The sequence below is a fragment of the Rhodococcus sp. DN22 genome (assembly GCF_036669995.1).
In the GTDB taxonomy this organism is placed as follows: Bacteria; Actinomycetota; Actinomycetes; order Mycobacteriales; family Mycobacteriaceae; genus Rhodococcus_F; species Rhodococcus_F erythropolis.
On record NZ_CP133326.1, the window covers coordinates 4,797,310 to 4,812,908 of the forward strand.

At 62.3% G+C, this 15,599-nt stretch carries 15 protein-coding genes; 3 read left to right on the top strand and 12 right to left on the bottom strand.

Annotation, left to right across the window (positions count from 1 at the left end; genetic code table 11):
* Positions 1-30 precede the first annotated feature (30 nt).
* On the bottom strand, positions 31-801 hold the full coding sequence (locus RA302_RS21810; RefSeq protein ID WP_003946431.1) for a M23 family metallopeptidase: 771 nt from the start codon (positions 799-801) through the stop codon (positions 31-33).
* A gap of 122 nt (positions 802-923) precedes the next feature.
* A complete protein-coding gene (cycA, locus tag RA302_RS21815; RefSeq protein ID WP_030534902.1) occupies positions 924-2,387 on the bottom strand; it encodes a D-serine/D-alanine/glycine transporter in 1,464 nt (487 codons plus the stop codon).
* 142 nt (positions 2,388-2,529) lie between these two features.
* On the opposite strand from cycA, the gene RA302_RS21820 reads away from it, so the two are divergent.
* Positions 2,530-3,246, top strand: coding sequence for an HAD-IA family hydrolase (locus RA302_RS21820; RefSeq protein ID WP_007727677.1), 717 nt, complete (start codon positions 2,530-2,532; stop codon positions 3,244-3,246).
* A 7-nt stretch (positions 3,247-3,253) separates the two neighbouring features.
* Here RA302_RS21820 and xylB read toward each other — a convergent pair whose 3' ends face one another.
* From xylB to RA302_RS21835, 3 genes are all read right to left on the bottom strand, one after another.
* The gene (xylB, locus tag RA302_RS21825; RefSeq protein ID WP_007727678.1) at positions 3,254-4,651 is read right to left on the bottom strand and encodes a xylulokinase; all 1,398 of its coding nucleotides are present in this window, start codon (positions 4,649-4,651) and stop codon (positions 3,254-3,256) included.
* A 24-nt stretch (positions 4,652-4,675) separates the two neighbouring features.
* Entirely contained in the window at positions 4,676-4,993 is a 318-nt protein-coding gene (locus tag RA302_RS21830; RefSeq protein ID WP_003946343.1) for a WhiB family transcriptional regulator, read from the bottom strand.
* Positions 4,994-5,062: 69 nt separating this feature from the next.
* Positions 5,063-5,293 (bottom strand): DUF3263 domain-containing protein, encoded by a 231-nt coding sequence (locus RA302_RS21835; RefSeq protein WP_030534904.1) that lies wholly within the window; start codon positions 5,291-5,293, stop codon positions 5,063-5,065.
* A 194-nt stretch (positions 5,294-5,487) separates the two neighbouring features.
* Here RA302_RS21835 and RA302_RS21840 point away from each other — a divergent pair, with 194 nt between their 5' ends.
* Positions 5,488-6,675, top strand: coding sequence for an ROK family transcriptional regulator (locus RA302_RS21840; RefSeq protein WP_003946405.1), 1,188 nt, complete (start codon positions 5,488-5,490; stop codon positions 6,673-6,675).
* Positions 6,676-6,942: 267 nt separating this feature from the next.
* Positions 6,943-8,244 carry an MFS transporter gene (locus RA302_RS21845; protein WP_030534905.1) on the top strand — a complete coding sequence of 434 codons (1,302 nt, stop codon included), beginning with the start codon at positions 6,943-6,945 and terminating at the stop codon, positions 8,242-8,244.
* A gap of 46 nt (positions 8,245-8,290) precedes the next feature.
* Here the strand turns inward: RA302_RS21845 and RA302_RS21850 are convergent, their stop codons facing one another.
* The 7 genes from RA302_RS21850 to RA302_RS21880 form a co-directional block, all read right to left on the bottom strand.
* Positions 8,291-9,091: a crotonase/enoyl-CoA hydratase family protein gene (locus RA302_RS21850; RefSeq protein ID WP_037125543.1), complete on the bottom strand. Its 801-nt coding sequence runs from the start codon at positions 9,089-9,091 to the stop codon at positions 8,291-8,293.
* A 65-nt stretch (positions 9,092-9,156) separates the two neighbouring features.
* A complete protein-coding gene (locus RA302_RS21855; protein ID WP_256261801.1) occupies positions 9,157-10,137 on the bottom strand; it encodes an LLM class F420-dependent oxidoreductase in 981 nt (326 codons plus the stop codon).
* A gap of 4 nt (positions 10,138-10,141) precedes the next feature.
* Positions 10,142-10,543, bottom strand: a complete 402-nt coding sequence (locus RA302_RS21860; RefSeq protein ID WP_021345212.1) for a nuclear transport factor 2 family protein — start codon at positions 10,541-10,543, stop codon at positions 10,142-10,144.
* A complete protein-coding gene (locus tag RA302_RS21865) occupies positions 10,540-12,261 on the bottom strand; it encodes a class I adenylate-forming enzyme family protein (protein ID WP_030534908.1) in 1,722 nt (573 codons plus the stop codon). The genes RA302_RS21860 and RA302_RS21865 overlap by 4 nt, the downstream gene beginning before the upstream one ends.
* Positions 12,262-12,274: 13 nt before the next feature.
* Positions 12,275-13,558 (bottom strand): ABC transporter substrate-binding protein, encoded by a 1,284-nt coding sequence (locus RA302_RS21870; protein WP_003939841.1) that lies wholly within the window; start codon positions 13,556-13,558, stop codon positions 12,275-12,277.
* A gap of 58 nt (positions 13,559-13,616) precedes the next feature.
* Positions 13,617-14,705 (bottom strand): branched-chain amino acid ABC transporter permease, encoded by a 1,089-nt coding sequence (locus RA302_RS21875; RefSeq protein ID WP_030534909.1) that lies wholly within the window; start codon positions 14,703-14,705, stop codon positions 13,617-13,619.
* Positions 14,702-15,598 carry a branched-chain amino acid ABC transporter permease gene (locus tag RA302_RS21880; RefSeq protein ID WP_003940241.1) on the bottom strand — a complete coding sequence of 299 codons (897 nt, stop codon included), beginning with the start codon at positions 15,596-15,598 and terminating at the stop codon, positions 14,702-14,704. Before RA302_RS21880 ends, RA302_RS21875 begins: the two co-directional genes overlap by 4 nt.
* Between the last annotated feature and the right edge of the window lies 1 nt (position 15,599).

Consider the following 15,599-nt stretch of genomic DNA (forward strand, 5'->3'; position numbering starts at 1 on the left):
GACGCCACCGCAGTTCTCCGAAAGTTTCTTCTACGAGTTGTCGACCCAGGTGACAGCTACGCCGCGAGCCTGCAGCCACGCTGCGGGATCGACCTTTGCGCCGTTCTCGGCAACCTCGAAGTGCAGGTGCGGGCCGGTGGACTGGCCACGGTTACCCACGGTGGCGATCTGCTGGCCGGCGTTGACGCGCTGGCCGACGTTGACCTGGTAGTCGTTGACGTGGCCGTACGTGGTGACCGTGCCGTCGTCGTGCTGGACGCGGACCCAGAGGCCGAAACCTGACGCCGGGCCGGCGTCGATGACCTGGCCGTCGGCTGCAGCCAGAATCGGCGTACCGATCGGAGCCGCGATGTCGAGGCCACCGTGGTGTGCTCCCCAGCGCGAACCGAAGGTTGAGGTCAGCGTTCCGGACACCGGCTGCACGGTACGAGCTGAGGTGCCGGGGTTGATCCCAGCGAGGAACTGCTGTGCCTGCGTGTTGAGGTCGGCAGCAAAATCGGGAAGCTCGGGGATGTCGAGAGCCGGAAGTGCCGCCAATTCAGCCGGAACGACAACGCCCTCGGGGAGCAGACCCTGCGGGATTTCGATGCCGGCGATGGTCTGTGTTGCCGGCGCCGCAGCAGCGGTTCCTGCGCCCATCTGGCCTGCACCGACGAGGAGTGCACCGGTAGCCGCAGCTACGACACCTGCCTTGACACCGGCACCAGGGCCAGCCGACGGGGTGCGGTGGCGGCCGCTTGCTGCCTCGGGATCGATCTCGAAGACAACATCGTCATTGCCCGTGCGGTGGTGGTTTCCCACAGTGTGTACTCCGTCAGTCGTCGGCGTGCAGCGTCCTTCTGATGAAGCCCGCTCCTCTGTCTGCCGAAGAATGTAACAGTTTGATCAAGGCGGCCGCCACCGTTACCCGATCTTGACCAAAACTATTTCTCGCCGTTCTGTCGGCTGGCGTCCAGTTCTGACTTGAATGCGTCGTATCGTGCCCGGTGAGCGGGTCGACGCCGGATGATCGCCCACGCGATGCCCAGAACCACGAACCAGATCGGCGTGACGAGAAGTGCCTGCAGGGTGTCGTCCTTGGTTGTCAGTGCCCAGAGAATGAAGACGAAGAACGCGAGCACGACCCAGCACATCACGATGCCGCCGGGCATCTTGAACTTCGACGCCTCGTGCAGGTGCGGACGACGCTTCCGGTACACCATGTAGCTCGCCAGGATGATCGTCCACACGAACATGAACAGCAGCGCCGAAATGGTCGTGACGACGGTGAAGGCCTCGATCACGGAATCGCCCGAGAACAGCAGGATCAACGACGCCAGCAGGAAGATGCACGAGAACATCAGGGCGTTCGCGGGGACCTTGCGTGAGTTCAGCTTGCCGAGGGCCCTCGGTGCGTCGCCTTCCTGCGCAAGGCCGAACACCATGCGCGAGGTGGAGTAGATACCCGAGTTGGCCGAAGATGCAGCGGAGGTCAGCACGACGAAGTTGATGACAGATGCAGCGATGCCGAGGCCGGCGAGTGTGAACATGGCGACGAACGGACTCTTGTCTGCGCTGATTTCACGCCACGGAGTCACCGCGATGATCACGGTCAGTGCAACGACGTAGAACAGCAGGACACGAATGGGGATGGAGTTGATGGCCTTCGGCAGGTTCTTCTCCGGGTCCTTCGCCTCGGCTGCCGTCGTACCGACGAGCTCGATACCCACGAAGGCGAACACGGCGATCTGGAAGCCGGCGACGAAGCCCATGAATCCGGTCGGGAACATCCCGCCGTCGTTCCAGAGGTTGTCGATACCGGAGGTGGCACCGTTCGGCGCCGTGAACCCGGAGACGACCATGACGATGCCGACGACGATCAGGCTGACGATGGCGATGATCTTGATCAGCGCGAACCAGAACTCGGTTTCACCGAAGGCGCGAACGGTCGGGAGATTGAGGAGCAGCAGCGCCGCGATCGTCAGCAAAGCAGGAATCCACGCCGCGAGCCCTGGCCACCAGTACTTGAAGTACCCGGAAATCGCGATGACGTCCGCGATGCCGGTGACGATCCAGCAGAACCAGTAGGTCCAGCCGGTGAAGAATCCCGCCCAGGGGCCCAGCAGATCCGCGGCGAAGTCGGAGAACGACTTGTACGCCATGTTCGAGAGCAGCAGCTCCCCCATCGCCCGCATGACGAAGAAGAGCATGAATCCGATGATCATGTACACGAAGATCACGGAGGGCCCGGCGAGCGAGATCGTCTTGCCCGATCCCATGAACAGTCCGGTGCCGATGGCACCACCGATGGCGATCAGCTGGATATGCCGGTTGGACAGCTGACGTGAGAGGTGGGGGTCTTCGCCGGACGGCTTCGTCAGGTCTGGTGTATTCGCGTGGTCGGACACGGAGGATCCCCCTCGTCATACGGTTCATCCGGGGCATCGAAATCGTGCCCGTCGGGGGAACCTCGGAAAATGTGCTCTCTCAAAGTACGCGTGCACTGGCTCACATCACGCATCGGAAAGCGGACGCCGATAACCTGTCGAGGTGAACACTGACAGCACGGCCCATCAAGACGGACATATCGCCGCGACGCTGTTCGATTTCTCCGGAACCCTCTTCCGTTTGGAGGAGAGCGACGATTGGACCGAGCACCTCGTCGATCACCAAGGCGATCCGCTCGACGTGCACGCTCAAGCCGAGCTGATGCGTCGGATGACCGCGCCGGTGGGCAGAACCGTGGAGATGGACGAAGCGGGGATCTACGCGTGGGAGAACCGCGACCGGGATCCGAAGTTGCATCGTCAGGCTTACCTCGACGTGTTGAGTAAGTCCGGGGTGCCCGATCCGGTTCGGGCCGAAGCTTTCTACGCCCTGCTGGTCGATCCGGATCAGTGGTCGCCGTACCCGGATACCGGCGAGGTCCTGAAGTCACTGTCGGAGAAGGGCATACGCACTGCCGTCTTGAGCAACATCGCCTTCGACATCCGTCCGGCGTTCGCCGACCGCGGCTGGGACGTCTGGGTCGACGAGTTCGTTCTCTCGTTCGAGGTGGGTGCAGTCAAGCCCGAACCGGCGATCTTCGAGTACGCCCTCGCACAACTCGATGTGGATGCGGCGCAGACTCTGATGGTCGGTGACAGCGACATCGCCGACGGCGCTGCCCGTGACGTCGGTTGCCAGTTCGCACTCGTCGATCCCCTGCCGACGACCGAACGCCCGCACGCGCTACTCGACGCAGTGCGGAAGTTCGGGCTTCTGTAGGGAGCGCTCAGACACCTTCGGTGAGTTCGCGCAACGACGCGTAGCGCTCGCGCACGTGGGGAGCTGGTTCGGCGTCGAATCGTCGCTCTTCCGGTTTCGGCCACACCGGCGGCTGCGTGTCCCCGGACAGTGCCCATGCTGCTTGCCTGCATGCCCCTTCGGCGACGTACTCACCCGGAGCAGGGATCACGACCGGCACTCCGAGAATTGCCGGCGCGATCTCACAGAGAGCGCGCGACTTCGCTCCGCCTCCCACGAGGAGAACTCGCTTCACCTCGACGCCTTGACGAACCAGGTCGTCGACGCCGTCGGCCAAGCCGCACAGGAGCCCTTCGATTGCGGCTCGTGCAAAGTGCGCAGGCGTCGAGTTCTGCAGCCGGAATCCGTGCATGGCCCCCGTGGCGTCAGGGCGGTTGGGCGTCCGTTCACCCTCGAAGTACGGAATCATGACCAGCCCGTCGTTTCCGAGGGGCGCCGTCGACGCCAACCGCGACAGTTCGGCGTGATCGACACCGAGAATGGACGCCGTCGCATCAAGAATGCGCGCGCCGTTGAGAGTGCACACCAGCGGCAAGTGCAGGCCGGTTGCGTCCGCGAATCCTGCCACGTTCCCGCCGGGATCATGCGTGGGGGTGGCCGATACAGCCGAGACGACGCCGGATGTTCCGATCGAGATGATCACGTCACCGGGAACTGCCCCCAAACCCAGTGCGGCTGCGGCATTGTCACCGGTGCCAGGCCCGACAATACCTCCGGAACGTGTACTTCCGATCTTTTCGTTCGGCGATGCAACTCGGGGAACATGCGGGGTTCGACCGCGAAATGCCAACGCCAGCAAATCTTTACGATATTCGCGCGTCGAGGCAGCATAATAGCCGGTTCCACTGGCGTCGCCCGCGTCGGTAACAAGCTCCTCGATCGAGCCGGACCCACCCAACTTCCAGGACAACCAGTCATGCGGAAGACACACCGCGGCAGTGCGATCGGCATTGCCGGGTTCGTGATCTGCCAGCCATCGAAGCTTGCTTGCCGTGACCGCGGCGACCGGAACTACACCAACTGCGTCGGCCCACGCCTTGGGTCCGCCGAGCTCTTCGACCAGATCGGTCGCAGCCTTCGCCGAGCGAGTGTCGTTCCACAGCAACGCCGGTCTGACGACCTCGCCGCCACTGTCCAGACACACCATGCCGTGCTGTTGAGCTCCGACCGATACGGCTGCGACGTCGCCGAGCCCACCCGCTGCGGCGATTGCACTGTCCATCGCCTCGAGCCAGCATGCCGGATCTATCTCGGTACCGACGGGATGCGCCGCCCGCCCTTCTCGTACCAGCTCTCCCGAATCGGCATCACGGACAATGACTTTGCACGACTGGGTAGACGAATCGATACCGGCTACGAGGGCCACACTGGCGTCCTTTCCGAAGGACCGTCAGCTCGCGTTGGCGACCGCGGGCATCCGGTTGCTGCGCTTACGCAGCGATCGCACATATTCTGCGCGCTCGGTCTCCGTCATTCCACCCCAGATGCCGTACGGCTCGTGGACGGAGAGTGCGTGTTCGCGGCACTGCTGGAGTACAGGGCACGTCGCGCAGACCTTCTTGGCGTTGCGTTCACGGTTCTCGCGGGCGTGTCCACGCTCGCCGTCCGGATGGAAGTACACCGCGGAATCGTGCCCGCGGCACGCTCCCTGCAGCTGCCAGTCCCACACTTCGGCGGTCGGGTACGGCATCGGAAGGTGCTTGTGCATGATGGCGACCTCAATTCCTTACTCGGGTGACACGGATTCGGGTGACTCTGGGCTGACGCCGGGTCGGACTTATCGACGCCTGACCGATTGGCCGAGTCGATGTGCACAGACCGTTGCGAGTTCGCCGGTGACCGGCGGAGTCAGCGCTACGACGCCGTCGTCGAGAATTGCCTGCAGCCTGCGGAAATACTCGTCCGGGGCGAGGCCGAAGGTTACAAAGATCTCTTCGTCAGGTCCACCGTCGAACTGCTGCCACTTACGTGCGAACTCGACGATCTCTTGTGTATCGGTGCGGCTCATCAGGTTCTCCCCTGTTTGTGCGCCCTGCTTCACAGAAACTGCGACTCGTCTCCTCGGACGCCCGTGGCAGTGAGTCAAGACACAGACTATGCCTACTTCTGCTTTTTCACAAGACCTACTTACGTCTTTTTGTGGACAAAGTATGCGAACTTTCGCACGCTGAAGTTACCGACGAGGAATGCTTGAATAGGACAATGACCCGACCGTCCACGACTCCGGCTACCGCGGGAGAGGTATTCACGCTGATACGCAGCGGTTCCGCGACCACGCGCAGCGAGATCGGGAAGCTCACCGGCCTGTCCAGGACGGCGGTATCGGCCAGGGTTGCAGCACTTCAATCGCTTGGTTTGATCGCCGATGACGACGAGGGCCCGTCGACGGGCGGCCGGCCGCCGTCCACTCTCACCTTCGCGAACTCGTCCGGCGTGGTTCTCGTCGTGGCCATCGGTCGATCGCGGGCACAACTTGCCGTCACCGACCTGGCGGGCACGATCCTCGCGGCAGAAGACATCGACAAGTCGGTCGGGGTCGGCCCCGACGAACTGATGCCCGAAATTGCCGAGCATCTTTCGTCACTACTGGCCCAGGTCCACCGCGCGTCTACCGAGGTCATCGGAATCGGACTGAGCATTCCCGGAACGGTCGACGTCGCCGCGGGAGCAAGCCTCGACTCTCCGATGATGGCGGGATGGGACGGAGTCGCGCTTGCCCCCTATCTGGCATCGGTGACCACGGCTCCGCTGTTCGCGGACAACGATGCCAACGTGATGGCTCTGGCCGAATTGAGCGAGCGACGCGAGAGTGCGCCCAACCTCCTGATGATCAAGGCGTCAACCGGCCTCGGCGCAGGAATCGTCATGGGCGGAGTCCTCCAACGCGGTTCACTCGGAGCGTCCGGCGAGATCGGGCATACCAAAACCGCTGCAGCGCGGGGCATGAAGTGTCGCTGCGGCGACGTCGGCTGCGTCGAAACTGTCGCCAGCGGTTGGGCTCTCGTGCATGCCCTCCGAGATCAGGGCCGAAGCGTCGGTCACGTGCGTGATGTCGTCCGCCTCGCCCTGGACGGCGACAGCGAAGCCCGCCGGCTCATCAGAAGCAGCGGCCGACTGATCGGCGACGTCATTTCCGGCGCGGTCAATCTCCTCAATCCCGAGGTCCTGATCATCGGCGGCGACATGGCCGAGGCGGACGAACTCTTCCTCGCCGGGCTTCGGGAGTCCGTCTACGGCAACGCAACGGCGCTTGCCACCCGAAAGCTTCAGATCGCTTCGGTCAGCCACGGCGCACAATCCGGCATCCTCGGTTGTGCGGTTCTCGTCCTCGACCATCTGCTCAGCGCCAGGGAAATCGATCTGCGGATCGCGGCGTCACTCCACACGTGAGTCGCTGACTTCTCGCACGCTCCGCATCAAACAATCAGACTTTTCCGGCATCGCTTGTGTTGACGCTCACACTTCTGCATAATTCATTACCTACCGATCATTCGGTTGCCGATATCGACGATGAGATCGCGCAGGAACGCTCCGAGTCAGCCAAAAGCATGCACCGAGCACACCGGCAACGTCGCAGATCGAACAGCGTTTCTCCCCTGTTCCGACTTCGCAGTTTCACCGTGTCGGTGAACCACGTGACTGGCAGAAAGTAGCTCGATGACCACAACCAGAACTGGCACCAAGCCCGCCGCGAAGGAATACGACCGCGCCGCGATGGCGTCGATGGTCGGCACCACCGTCGAGTGGTACGACTTCTTCATCTACGCCCAAGCTGCAGCCCTGATCTTTGCCGACCTGTTCTTCAAGCCGATGGGCTCGGCCGGCCAGATCGTCTCCTACGTCACGGTCGGCATCAGCTTTGTCTTCCGTCCTCTCGGTGCCATCGTGGCCGGCTATCTCGGCGACAGGCTCGGCCGCAAACGTGTCCTGGTCGCGACGTTGGCGATGATGGGTGCCGCGACGGTTCTCATCGGCGTGCTGCCGACGTATGCCTCGATCGGAATCTGGGCACCGATCCTGTTGATCCTGCTTCGCGTCGTCCAAGGATTCTCGACGGGCGGCGAATGGGGCGGGGCCGCTCTTCTTGCCGTCGAACACGCACCCACCAAGCGTCGAGGATTCTTCGGAGCGTTCGTACAGATGGGAGTACCGCTCGGAATGTTGCTCGCCACCGGCGTTTTGGCACTGTGCACGTTCACCCTCACGGACGAACAGTTCACCACCTGGGGATGGCGAGTGCCGTTCCTGCTCAGCGTCGTGTTGATCGGCGTCGGCTTCTACATTCGAAGCAAGGTCAGCGAGTCACCCGTATTCGCCGAACTCAAGGAACGCCACACCGAGAGCAACACGCCTATCCGAACTCTGTTCAAGAAACACCCGAAGCAGGTCGTACTCGCGGCGCTGTCCTTCATCGGCACAAACGGCAACGGCTACATGGTGATCGGCGGATTCATCGTCGCGTACGCAACCAAGACCTATGGCCTGGGTAAGACCGAACTACTGATTGCCACGCTCGCAAGTGCCGTCACGTGGGGCGTTTTCACCATGATCGGCGCCTACTGGTCGGATCGACGCGGCCGCACCACGGTGATGAACGTGGGCAACCTCGCAATGGTCCTCTTCGCGGTGCCGTTCTTCCTCCTCATCGACACCGGGAATCTCGGCTGGATCTACGTGGCGATGATCCTGTTCTCGGTCGGACTCGGGCTGTCGTACGGACCTCAACCCGCGTTGTTCGCCGAACTGTTCCCGGCTTCGATCCGTTACAGCGGTGCGTCGATCTCCTATGCGGTAGGCACCATCTTCGGCGGCGCCTTTGCTCCCACCGTCGCACAGTGGCTCCTCGGCAAGACCGGTGGCACCCTTGCCATCTCGATCTACCTCGCCCTGCTGGCGGCGGTCTCGTTCGTCGCCACGATGCTCATCAAGGATCGATCAGGACGAGACCTGATGGTGTGATCGACCTGAATGTGGACGCCCAACGGCGTCGCGATGCCGGAGTTTGTCAGCCGAACTTTCGAAAGGCGAACTCCGGCAACTTCTTCGCAGCATTCGCTGTACGCACGATCTTGTGGTTCTTGCCTCGCATCAGCGCCAGTTGGATCCGCGATTCGATCCAGAACGCGCCGCGAGGCGAGCGGTTCCAGGTCTTGTGCAGCAACGTCTTCGTCGCTGCGACGGCGTCCGGCGAGCGAACCGCGATCTGCGACAGCAGTTCCTGTGCCGGCTTGATCGGATTGTCGCTGACTCCGCTCACGAACCCCCACTCGAGAGCCTGATTTCCGTCGAACAGTTCAGCAGTCATGGCGAGGCGTTTCACGACGTCCATTGCCGCGAGTTCGCGCATCGTGACCGTTCCGGTCATGTCGGGGATCAATCCCCACTTCGCCTCCATCACCGAGAACGTGCAATCGGGGGTGGTGAATCGAAAGTCTGCGGCGAGCGCCAATTGCAGTCCCCCGCCGAAGCAGTGCCCGTGAACGACCGCGATGACCGGCACGGGCAATTCGCGCCACACCCAGCACGCGCGTTGGAAGAGGTTGGTCTTCTGACCGGGAAATTTCGCGAAGGCCTTCGCCATCCGCCTCGGCTGCTTGCCCGCAGAAGCGAAGTCCAACCCGGCCGAGAATGCGTCACCCGCGCCTTGCAGAACCACGCCCCGAATCGAACGATCAGCTTCGATAGTTCGAGCGGCGTCCACCAGGGCGTCGAGCATGTCCAGATCGAGACCGTTGAGTTTCTCCGGTCGGCTGAGCGTCACGTACGCCACCGACTGCACTACCTCGACACGAACGCGATCACTCACGGCTACTCCTTCGGTTAGACATACCCCCGACGAACTTACCTGAGAGTAAGTTCGTCGGGGGTCCGTCATGCCATCTCCGCAAGAAGTTCCATGGTCACTTTGCCGGCAGGATCCGAATCAGTGGATGAAGGCACGGCCACGACGGAGTCCACTCCCGCCGCTCGGTACGCCTCGAGTTGCTCGCGGGCATCGGCCGGAGTCCCGACGATTCCCACCGTTGCCACCATCGCGTCCGAGACCTGGCTCAAGAGCTCGCGCGGCTCGGCCCCGGCCCTGGCTGCCTCGATCACATCAGCGAAGCCCGCGCGGACGAACATGTCCGAGTACCCCGGAGCAGCCAGATACGGTACGAGCCCGCGTCGAAGTTGATCGATCGACACCTGTGACGGTCCATTCTCGGCGACGGCAGCCGGTGCCCACACCGACACGAAAGGCATGCCGGTTTCCAACTCGGCAGCGATTTCCTTGCACCGTGTGATCAGGCGCCCCGCTTGCTCCGGGCTGACCAGATTGAGCACCAGTTCGTCGCCCAACTCCACCGCGGCCCGAAGCGCCTTGTCCCCGAATGCCGCAACGATCAGCCGCCCACCTGGCGGCTGAAGTCGCAGCCGATATCCGCTGGTCCGCATCACCGTTCCGGCGACTTCGCCCCGTTCACCGTCCATCAGCGCTCGTACACCGCGGGCGGACTCCGCAAGTGCACGTGCCGCCCCGGATCTGCTTCGCCCATGCCATTTCTCGACCACGACAGTGCTGGAAGTACCCAACGCGATCGATACGTCACGCCCGGTCAGGTCGGATACCGACGCCGCCCCGATCGCGATCATCGCCGGATCACGAACCGTCACCGCGAGCGGGCCGACCACTAGTTCGGAGTGCTCGAATCCGGTGCCGACTGACGTCGCCAGAGCAAAGGCGTCGTACGTCGCCATCTCCCCCACCCACACTCGGCCGAACCCGAGTCTGTCGGCGAGGCGTGCAGTAGCGGTCACCTCCTGCGGCGGACGGTCCTGCCACAACCCCAGGGAGATGTCGATGGTCGGCAAACCTCTACTCGAAGTCGGAGACAAGACCCATTCCCTCCAACAGTGTCGGACGGTCGTAGTACTCGAGCCACTCGGTGATCCGTCCGTCTGCCATGCTGAGGATTCCGACAACAGGAACGACGCCATGGGTACCGTCGAAGTGGAAGTCGTCCACTCGCTGCACAAATACCCTTCCGTCGATCACGCCGAGAGACTCGATCTTCAGTGTGATCCGTTCACACTTGCTTGCCAGTAACGCAATTCGGCCCGCAACGGCCTCCTTGCCGACAAGAGGTTCCTGCATGACGCTGTGGAGCACACCGTCCTCGGCGAACAAGTCGACGACGCGTGTCCAGTCCATGACGTCCCACGCCTGGAACATCTCACGCGCCAACGCAAGCTTGTCACTGTCGTTCATCACACTCATGCCACACTCTTCTGTCGAAGCTCACGCTTGAGGATCTTTCCGGTCGAATTGCGCGGCAGTTCTTTCCGAATCTCCAGCCGCTCGGGAAGTTTGTACGACGCAATGCGCTTGTCCTTCAGGAACGCGACCAGAGCGTCCAGCTCGAGTTCCGTCTCGGGCCGCAGCGTGACCACTGCTGCGACGCGCTCACCGAGTACTTCGTCGGGGTCGCCGATGACGGCCACATCCGCGACGGCCGGATGCTCGGCGATCAATCCCTCCAGTTCGGCTGGGGCGATGTTCATTCCGCCGCGGATCACGAGGTCCTTCCCCCGGTCCAGGTAGCGGAGAAACTGCCCGTGATCACCGGCAATCTCGAAGATGTCTCCGGTGCAGAGGAATCCGCGTTCGTCGAACGGAGACGGCCGATCGCCGAGATAGCCGGCAAAGACCGTCGGTCCGCTGATTCGCAACTCACCCGGGTGCCCGACTTCGGTGATGTCCTCGCCGGTGACCACGTCGACCAAGCGCACGTCCATCCAGTCGGAGATTCTGGTGCTCCAGCGAAAGTTCTCGACACCGAAGCGGGGGAAGTACCGTGCGCGGTCGTCCGGATCCGGCATGTCCGCAGGCGAGGAGAGCAGACTGATGCCTTCGTTGGATCCGAAGAAGTTGATGACTCCGATTCCGTATCGCTCCTGCCATCCCCGGACCATCGGAGGTTGCAGTGGCACCGAACCCGAACCGATCCGAGTCAAGCTCGACAGGTCGACCGCCGCGAGCATCGACTCGTCGGCGAGCAGCATCCACAACAGCGCAGGCGGCGCTACCGTGTACGTCACGCGCTCGGCCTCGATCTGCCCGAGGAAAACTCGAAGATCGAACGGGTGGTGCTGTACCAGTACACATCCCGTGCGGAGCCACGGCAGGAACATTCCGTTGATTCCGGCCATGTTGACCATCGGGAACGGGTTCAGCAAGACGTCGCCGACGCCGATGTCGGGAGCGTCGATCGTGGCCCAGCAGATGGCCAGCCACTCGTAGTGCGAACGTGGGACCCCCTTCGGTTCGCTTTCGGTCCCGGAGGTCCAACAGATCGTCATCGCATCGTTGGGGTCGTTGGGATCTTCGGTGATTCGGACATCCAATTCACTGCGCTGTGTTTCGGTGGCCGCCCGAGGACTCAGCCCCACGACACCGGCCGGCAACTGGGCCGGAAGCTCGGATGCGGGAGCGTAGGCGAACACCGATCTCAGAGAGGGAATCCGGGATCTGATTGCAGCGATCTCCGTAGCAGGGAGTCTGTCACCAAAACTGGGTACGGTGACAAATGCTGCAAACGCCGCCTGGTTTGCCATTCCTTCCACTTCACGTTCGCGGTACTGCATGGGCAATGGCGAGACCACGATCCCCAGAGACCACGCTGCAAGGTAGACCTCGACCAATTCGACGGTATTGGGCATCTGCACGCCCAGAACATCTCCCCGGCCCAAACCCACCTCGGAGAAGCCGGCAGCGAGCGCGATGACTTCGCTCTCCAGTTGGTTCCAACTGAGGCGTCGCGGATCTCCGCCGGACAACTCGCTCCGGTTCGCCGGATCAACCACGGCAAGTTCGTCACCGCGTACCCGCACCTGCGCCCGGAACACCTGATCGATCGTCTCGTCGGACCACCACCCCTTCGAGGTGTATTCGTCCACCTTGACGCGAGGGTGCAATCCCCTGTGTGCCTTGTTCATTCGCGTACTCGTTTCAGTTCTCGTAACGGCCGGAAATGTCGATCACGTCGCCTTGCTTCTCGAACGCCTGGGTAGCGGCGTTCCACTCGAACGGCTGGAATGCCAGGATTCCCAATGCATGGTCCGCGGTCATCGTGAATTTGATTCCGTCGATGAACATCGGCGGGTGGTAGTCCTGCGTTCGTGCGGCACTCATGATGCTGGCGCGTGAGAGTCCGTCGGATGACTCAGAGGCCCGAGTGAAGTTGTCCACCAACAGGTCACCGATGGCCCAGCCGTTCACGGTGTAGCTGTTGGTCGGGGAATCGGCACCGTGAGCAGCCGCACCGGCCAGGTAGTCACGTACCGCCGCGTCATCCTTGTAGAGGGCGTTGTTGGGATCCTTGAGCCACACCATCACCTGCTGCCCGTCGGCAGCATCACCGGCGGGCGCATACAGCGTCGCACCGTCGACGCAGTTCGACGGTTGAATCACGGTGTCGGGCTTCCATCCGACACGTCCGATCGCCTGGGTGATCGCGAGGCAATCGGTGGTGACACCGGCCACCACCAATACCTCGGCGCCACTGGCTTTGAGGGTCGATGCCGCCGTCTTGGGGTCGGTCAGCGCCTCTTCGGCTGCGATCTCGAAGTTCGTTCCTTCGATCGCGGACTTGAAGCCGTTGGCGATCCCTTGTCCGGACTCGGTCTGGTTCGTGGCCAAGGCAACCTTGGCGCCGCTCGGATACTTCTTCTTCAGGCTTTCGACCACTACCTCCATCTCGACGCCCGGATCCGGTAGATACTCCGTGGTCCACGGAAAGTCTTCGATCACCCGGAACTCGGGCATGCCTGCCTGCGCGAAGAGCAGTGGAACACAGGCAGTGGTCTGGTCGTCCGCGATGGCGTTCAACTGGCCTGCTCCGAACGTGCCCAGAACGTCGACCTTGTCCTTCTGAATGAACTCTCCGACATTGGCTTTGGCGCGCTCCGGGGAGAAGGCATCGTCCTTGACCACGACGTCGAGCTTGACGCCGCCGACGCCGCCGGCCGCGTTCTCGACCTCGAACCGTGCTCGCATTCCTTCGATCACGTTGCCGACCGCGTCGGCGAGCGGGCCGGACGTCGGCCCACTCCACCCCACCGTGAGTTTGTCGGTGATCGGCGCCGCGGCACCACTGGGATCGCTGCAGTCGTCGACCGATACTGCTCCGGCCGAGGTCGACGTGTTGCTCTCTGCGTCGGAGTTACCTCCGCAGGCCGAAAGGAGTAGTGCCGCAGCGGCGATGACTGCGGGAATCGTGGTCTGCCTTTTCATATCGTCCAGTTCCTTGCTGTGAGTTGAGAGAAACGAGAGTGGGCGAGGGAGACGGCGCTCAGGTGCGGGGTTCACCTTCGCGATACTTGGGATGATCTGCGGGAACCACGAGGACAAACCGTCGGAGAACGCTGTTGATCCGGCCGACGATTCCGTCCGGCATCAAGAACACGATCGCGATCAGCACCGCGCCGAACACCACTCCCGACACGGGGCCGTCGGTGACGCTTCCGGTGTAGTACGGCAGGAACACCACTGCCGTCGCCCCGACGATCGGGCCGAATTGCGTTGCGATTCCGCCCAACACCAGTCCGGTGATGAACTCGATCGACTTCATCAACGAAAAGGACTCGGGTGAGAGCGCGCCGATGTACATCGTGAACAGCGAACCTGCCAGACCGGTGATCGCGCCGGAAAGTCCGAAAGCGAGAATCTTGACCCGCGCGACGTTGATGCCGTTTGCACTCGCCGCAATCTCGTTGTCGCGCACCGCAACCATTGCCAAACCGAATCGACTCTTGACGAGATTGCGGATCAGGAGCATGACCACTGCCAGCGTCACTACCGAAACCCAGAAGATCCAGAGATAGGTGTCCGCGCGGGTCAAACCCGTCCATTTCGGCGGGACCAGAAGATTCGCACGAACGACCATGCCGGCCGCGCCACCGGTGAGATCCCCGGTCTTGCGGATCACTTCGGGAAACGCCACAGCGACGGCGAGGGTAACGAGGGCCAGATACAGCCCTTTGATCCGCAAGGAGGGAAGCCCGACGAGAAGTCCTAGTACGAAACACAATACGACTGCCATCGGGATTGTGGTCAACGGCGAGTATCCGCGATCGACGATCAGAACGCCGGTCGTGTACGCGCCGAGGCCGAAGAAGGCAGAATGGCCGATCGACAGAAGTCCGGTGTACCCGCTGACGATATTCAGTCCGGCGATGGCAATCGCGATGATGAAGACACTCGTGAACTGCCCTACGCGAAACGGCGCGCTCTGCGACACGAGGAGCAGGGCACAGACGGCAGCCACCAGCAGAACCAGTTGGAGTATCCGGTACGACGTCGATCCGGCAACCACCACACGCGGCTGCCTGACTGCCTTTTCGGCGACCGCGGGTTCATTTCTCTCGGCAAGCGTCGTCATACCCGCTCCAGTTTCTTGGTACCGAACAGTCCATTGGGTCTGACGAAGAGGATCACCACGATGATCAGTAGCGCGGATGTCTGCTGCAGCGAACCGCCGATGACCGAAATGTAGCCGCTGAGCATTGATTCCAGAACACCGATCGTCAACCCACCCACAACTGCGCCGACAAGACTGTCCAGACCGCCGAACAGCGCTGCCGCAGATGCTGCGATGAAGATCGGGAACATGGTCGTGAGGCCGAGTTGTTGCGGCGAGAGCGGAGTGACCAGGACACCGGCCAGTGCGCCGATCGCTGCCGCAACACCCCAGCCGATTGCGAGTATCCGGCTGGTCGGAACTCCGGCGAGAGTGGCAGATTCGGCATTGTCCGCGACGGCACGCATGTGCAGACCGACTCTCGTCTTGCGAAAGAGCAAGGACATCAACACAAGTAGGACAACGAGCGCAACCAGTACGCCCAGTGCGTCGCCGTACACGCGCGCGCCGCCCACCGAGATGTAGTCGGTGGGACCGTTGGGAAACGGGCTCGGCATGATCTTCGTTTCGCTCCCCCACAGCATTCCGGCCAACGAGTTGAGCCCGGTGAACAATCCCAGTGCCACTATCAGCACTGCCATGTCACTTCTACGTTGAACCGGCCGGATGAGCAGACGCTCCATCAACGCCCCGAGCAGGAAGCCGAGAGCGAGAGCCGCTCCGATCGCGGCCCAGATCGGCCAGGACATCGTTGTGAGCCACCACGCCACGAAGGTTGTGAACAGGGCCAACTCGCCCTGAGCGAAGTTGATCGTGCCGGTGGCACGGAACACCACCACGAGTGCCAGCGCGAGAATTGCGTAGATCGAGCCGTTGGTCAATCCGGAGATGAGTCGTTCGAGAAAGAGTGTCACC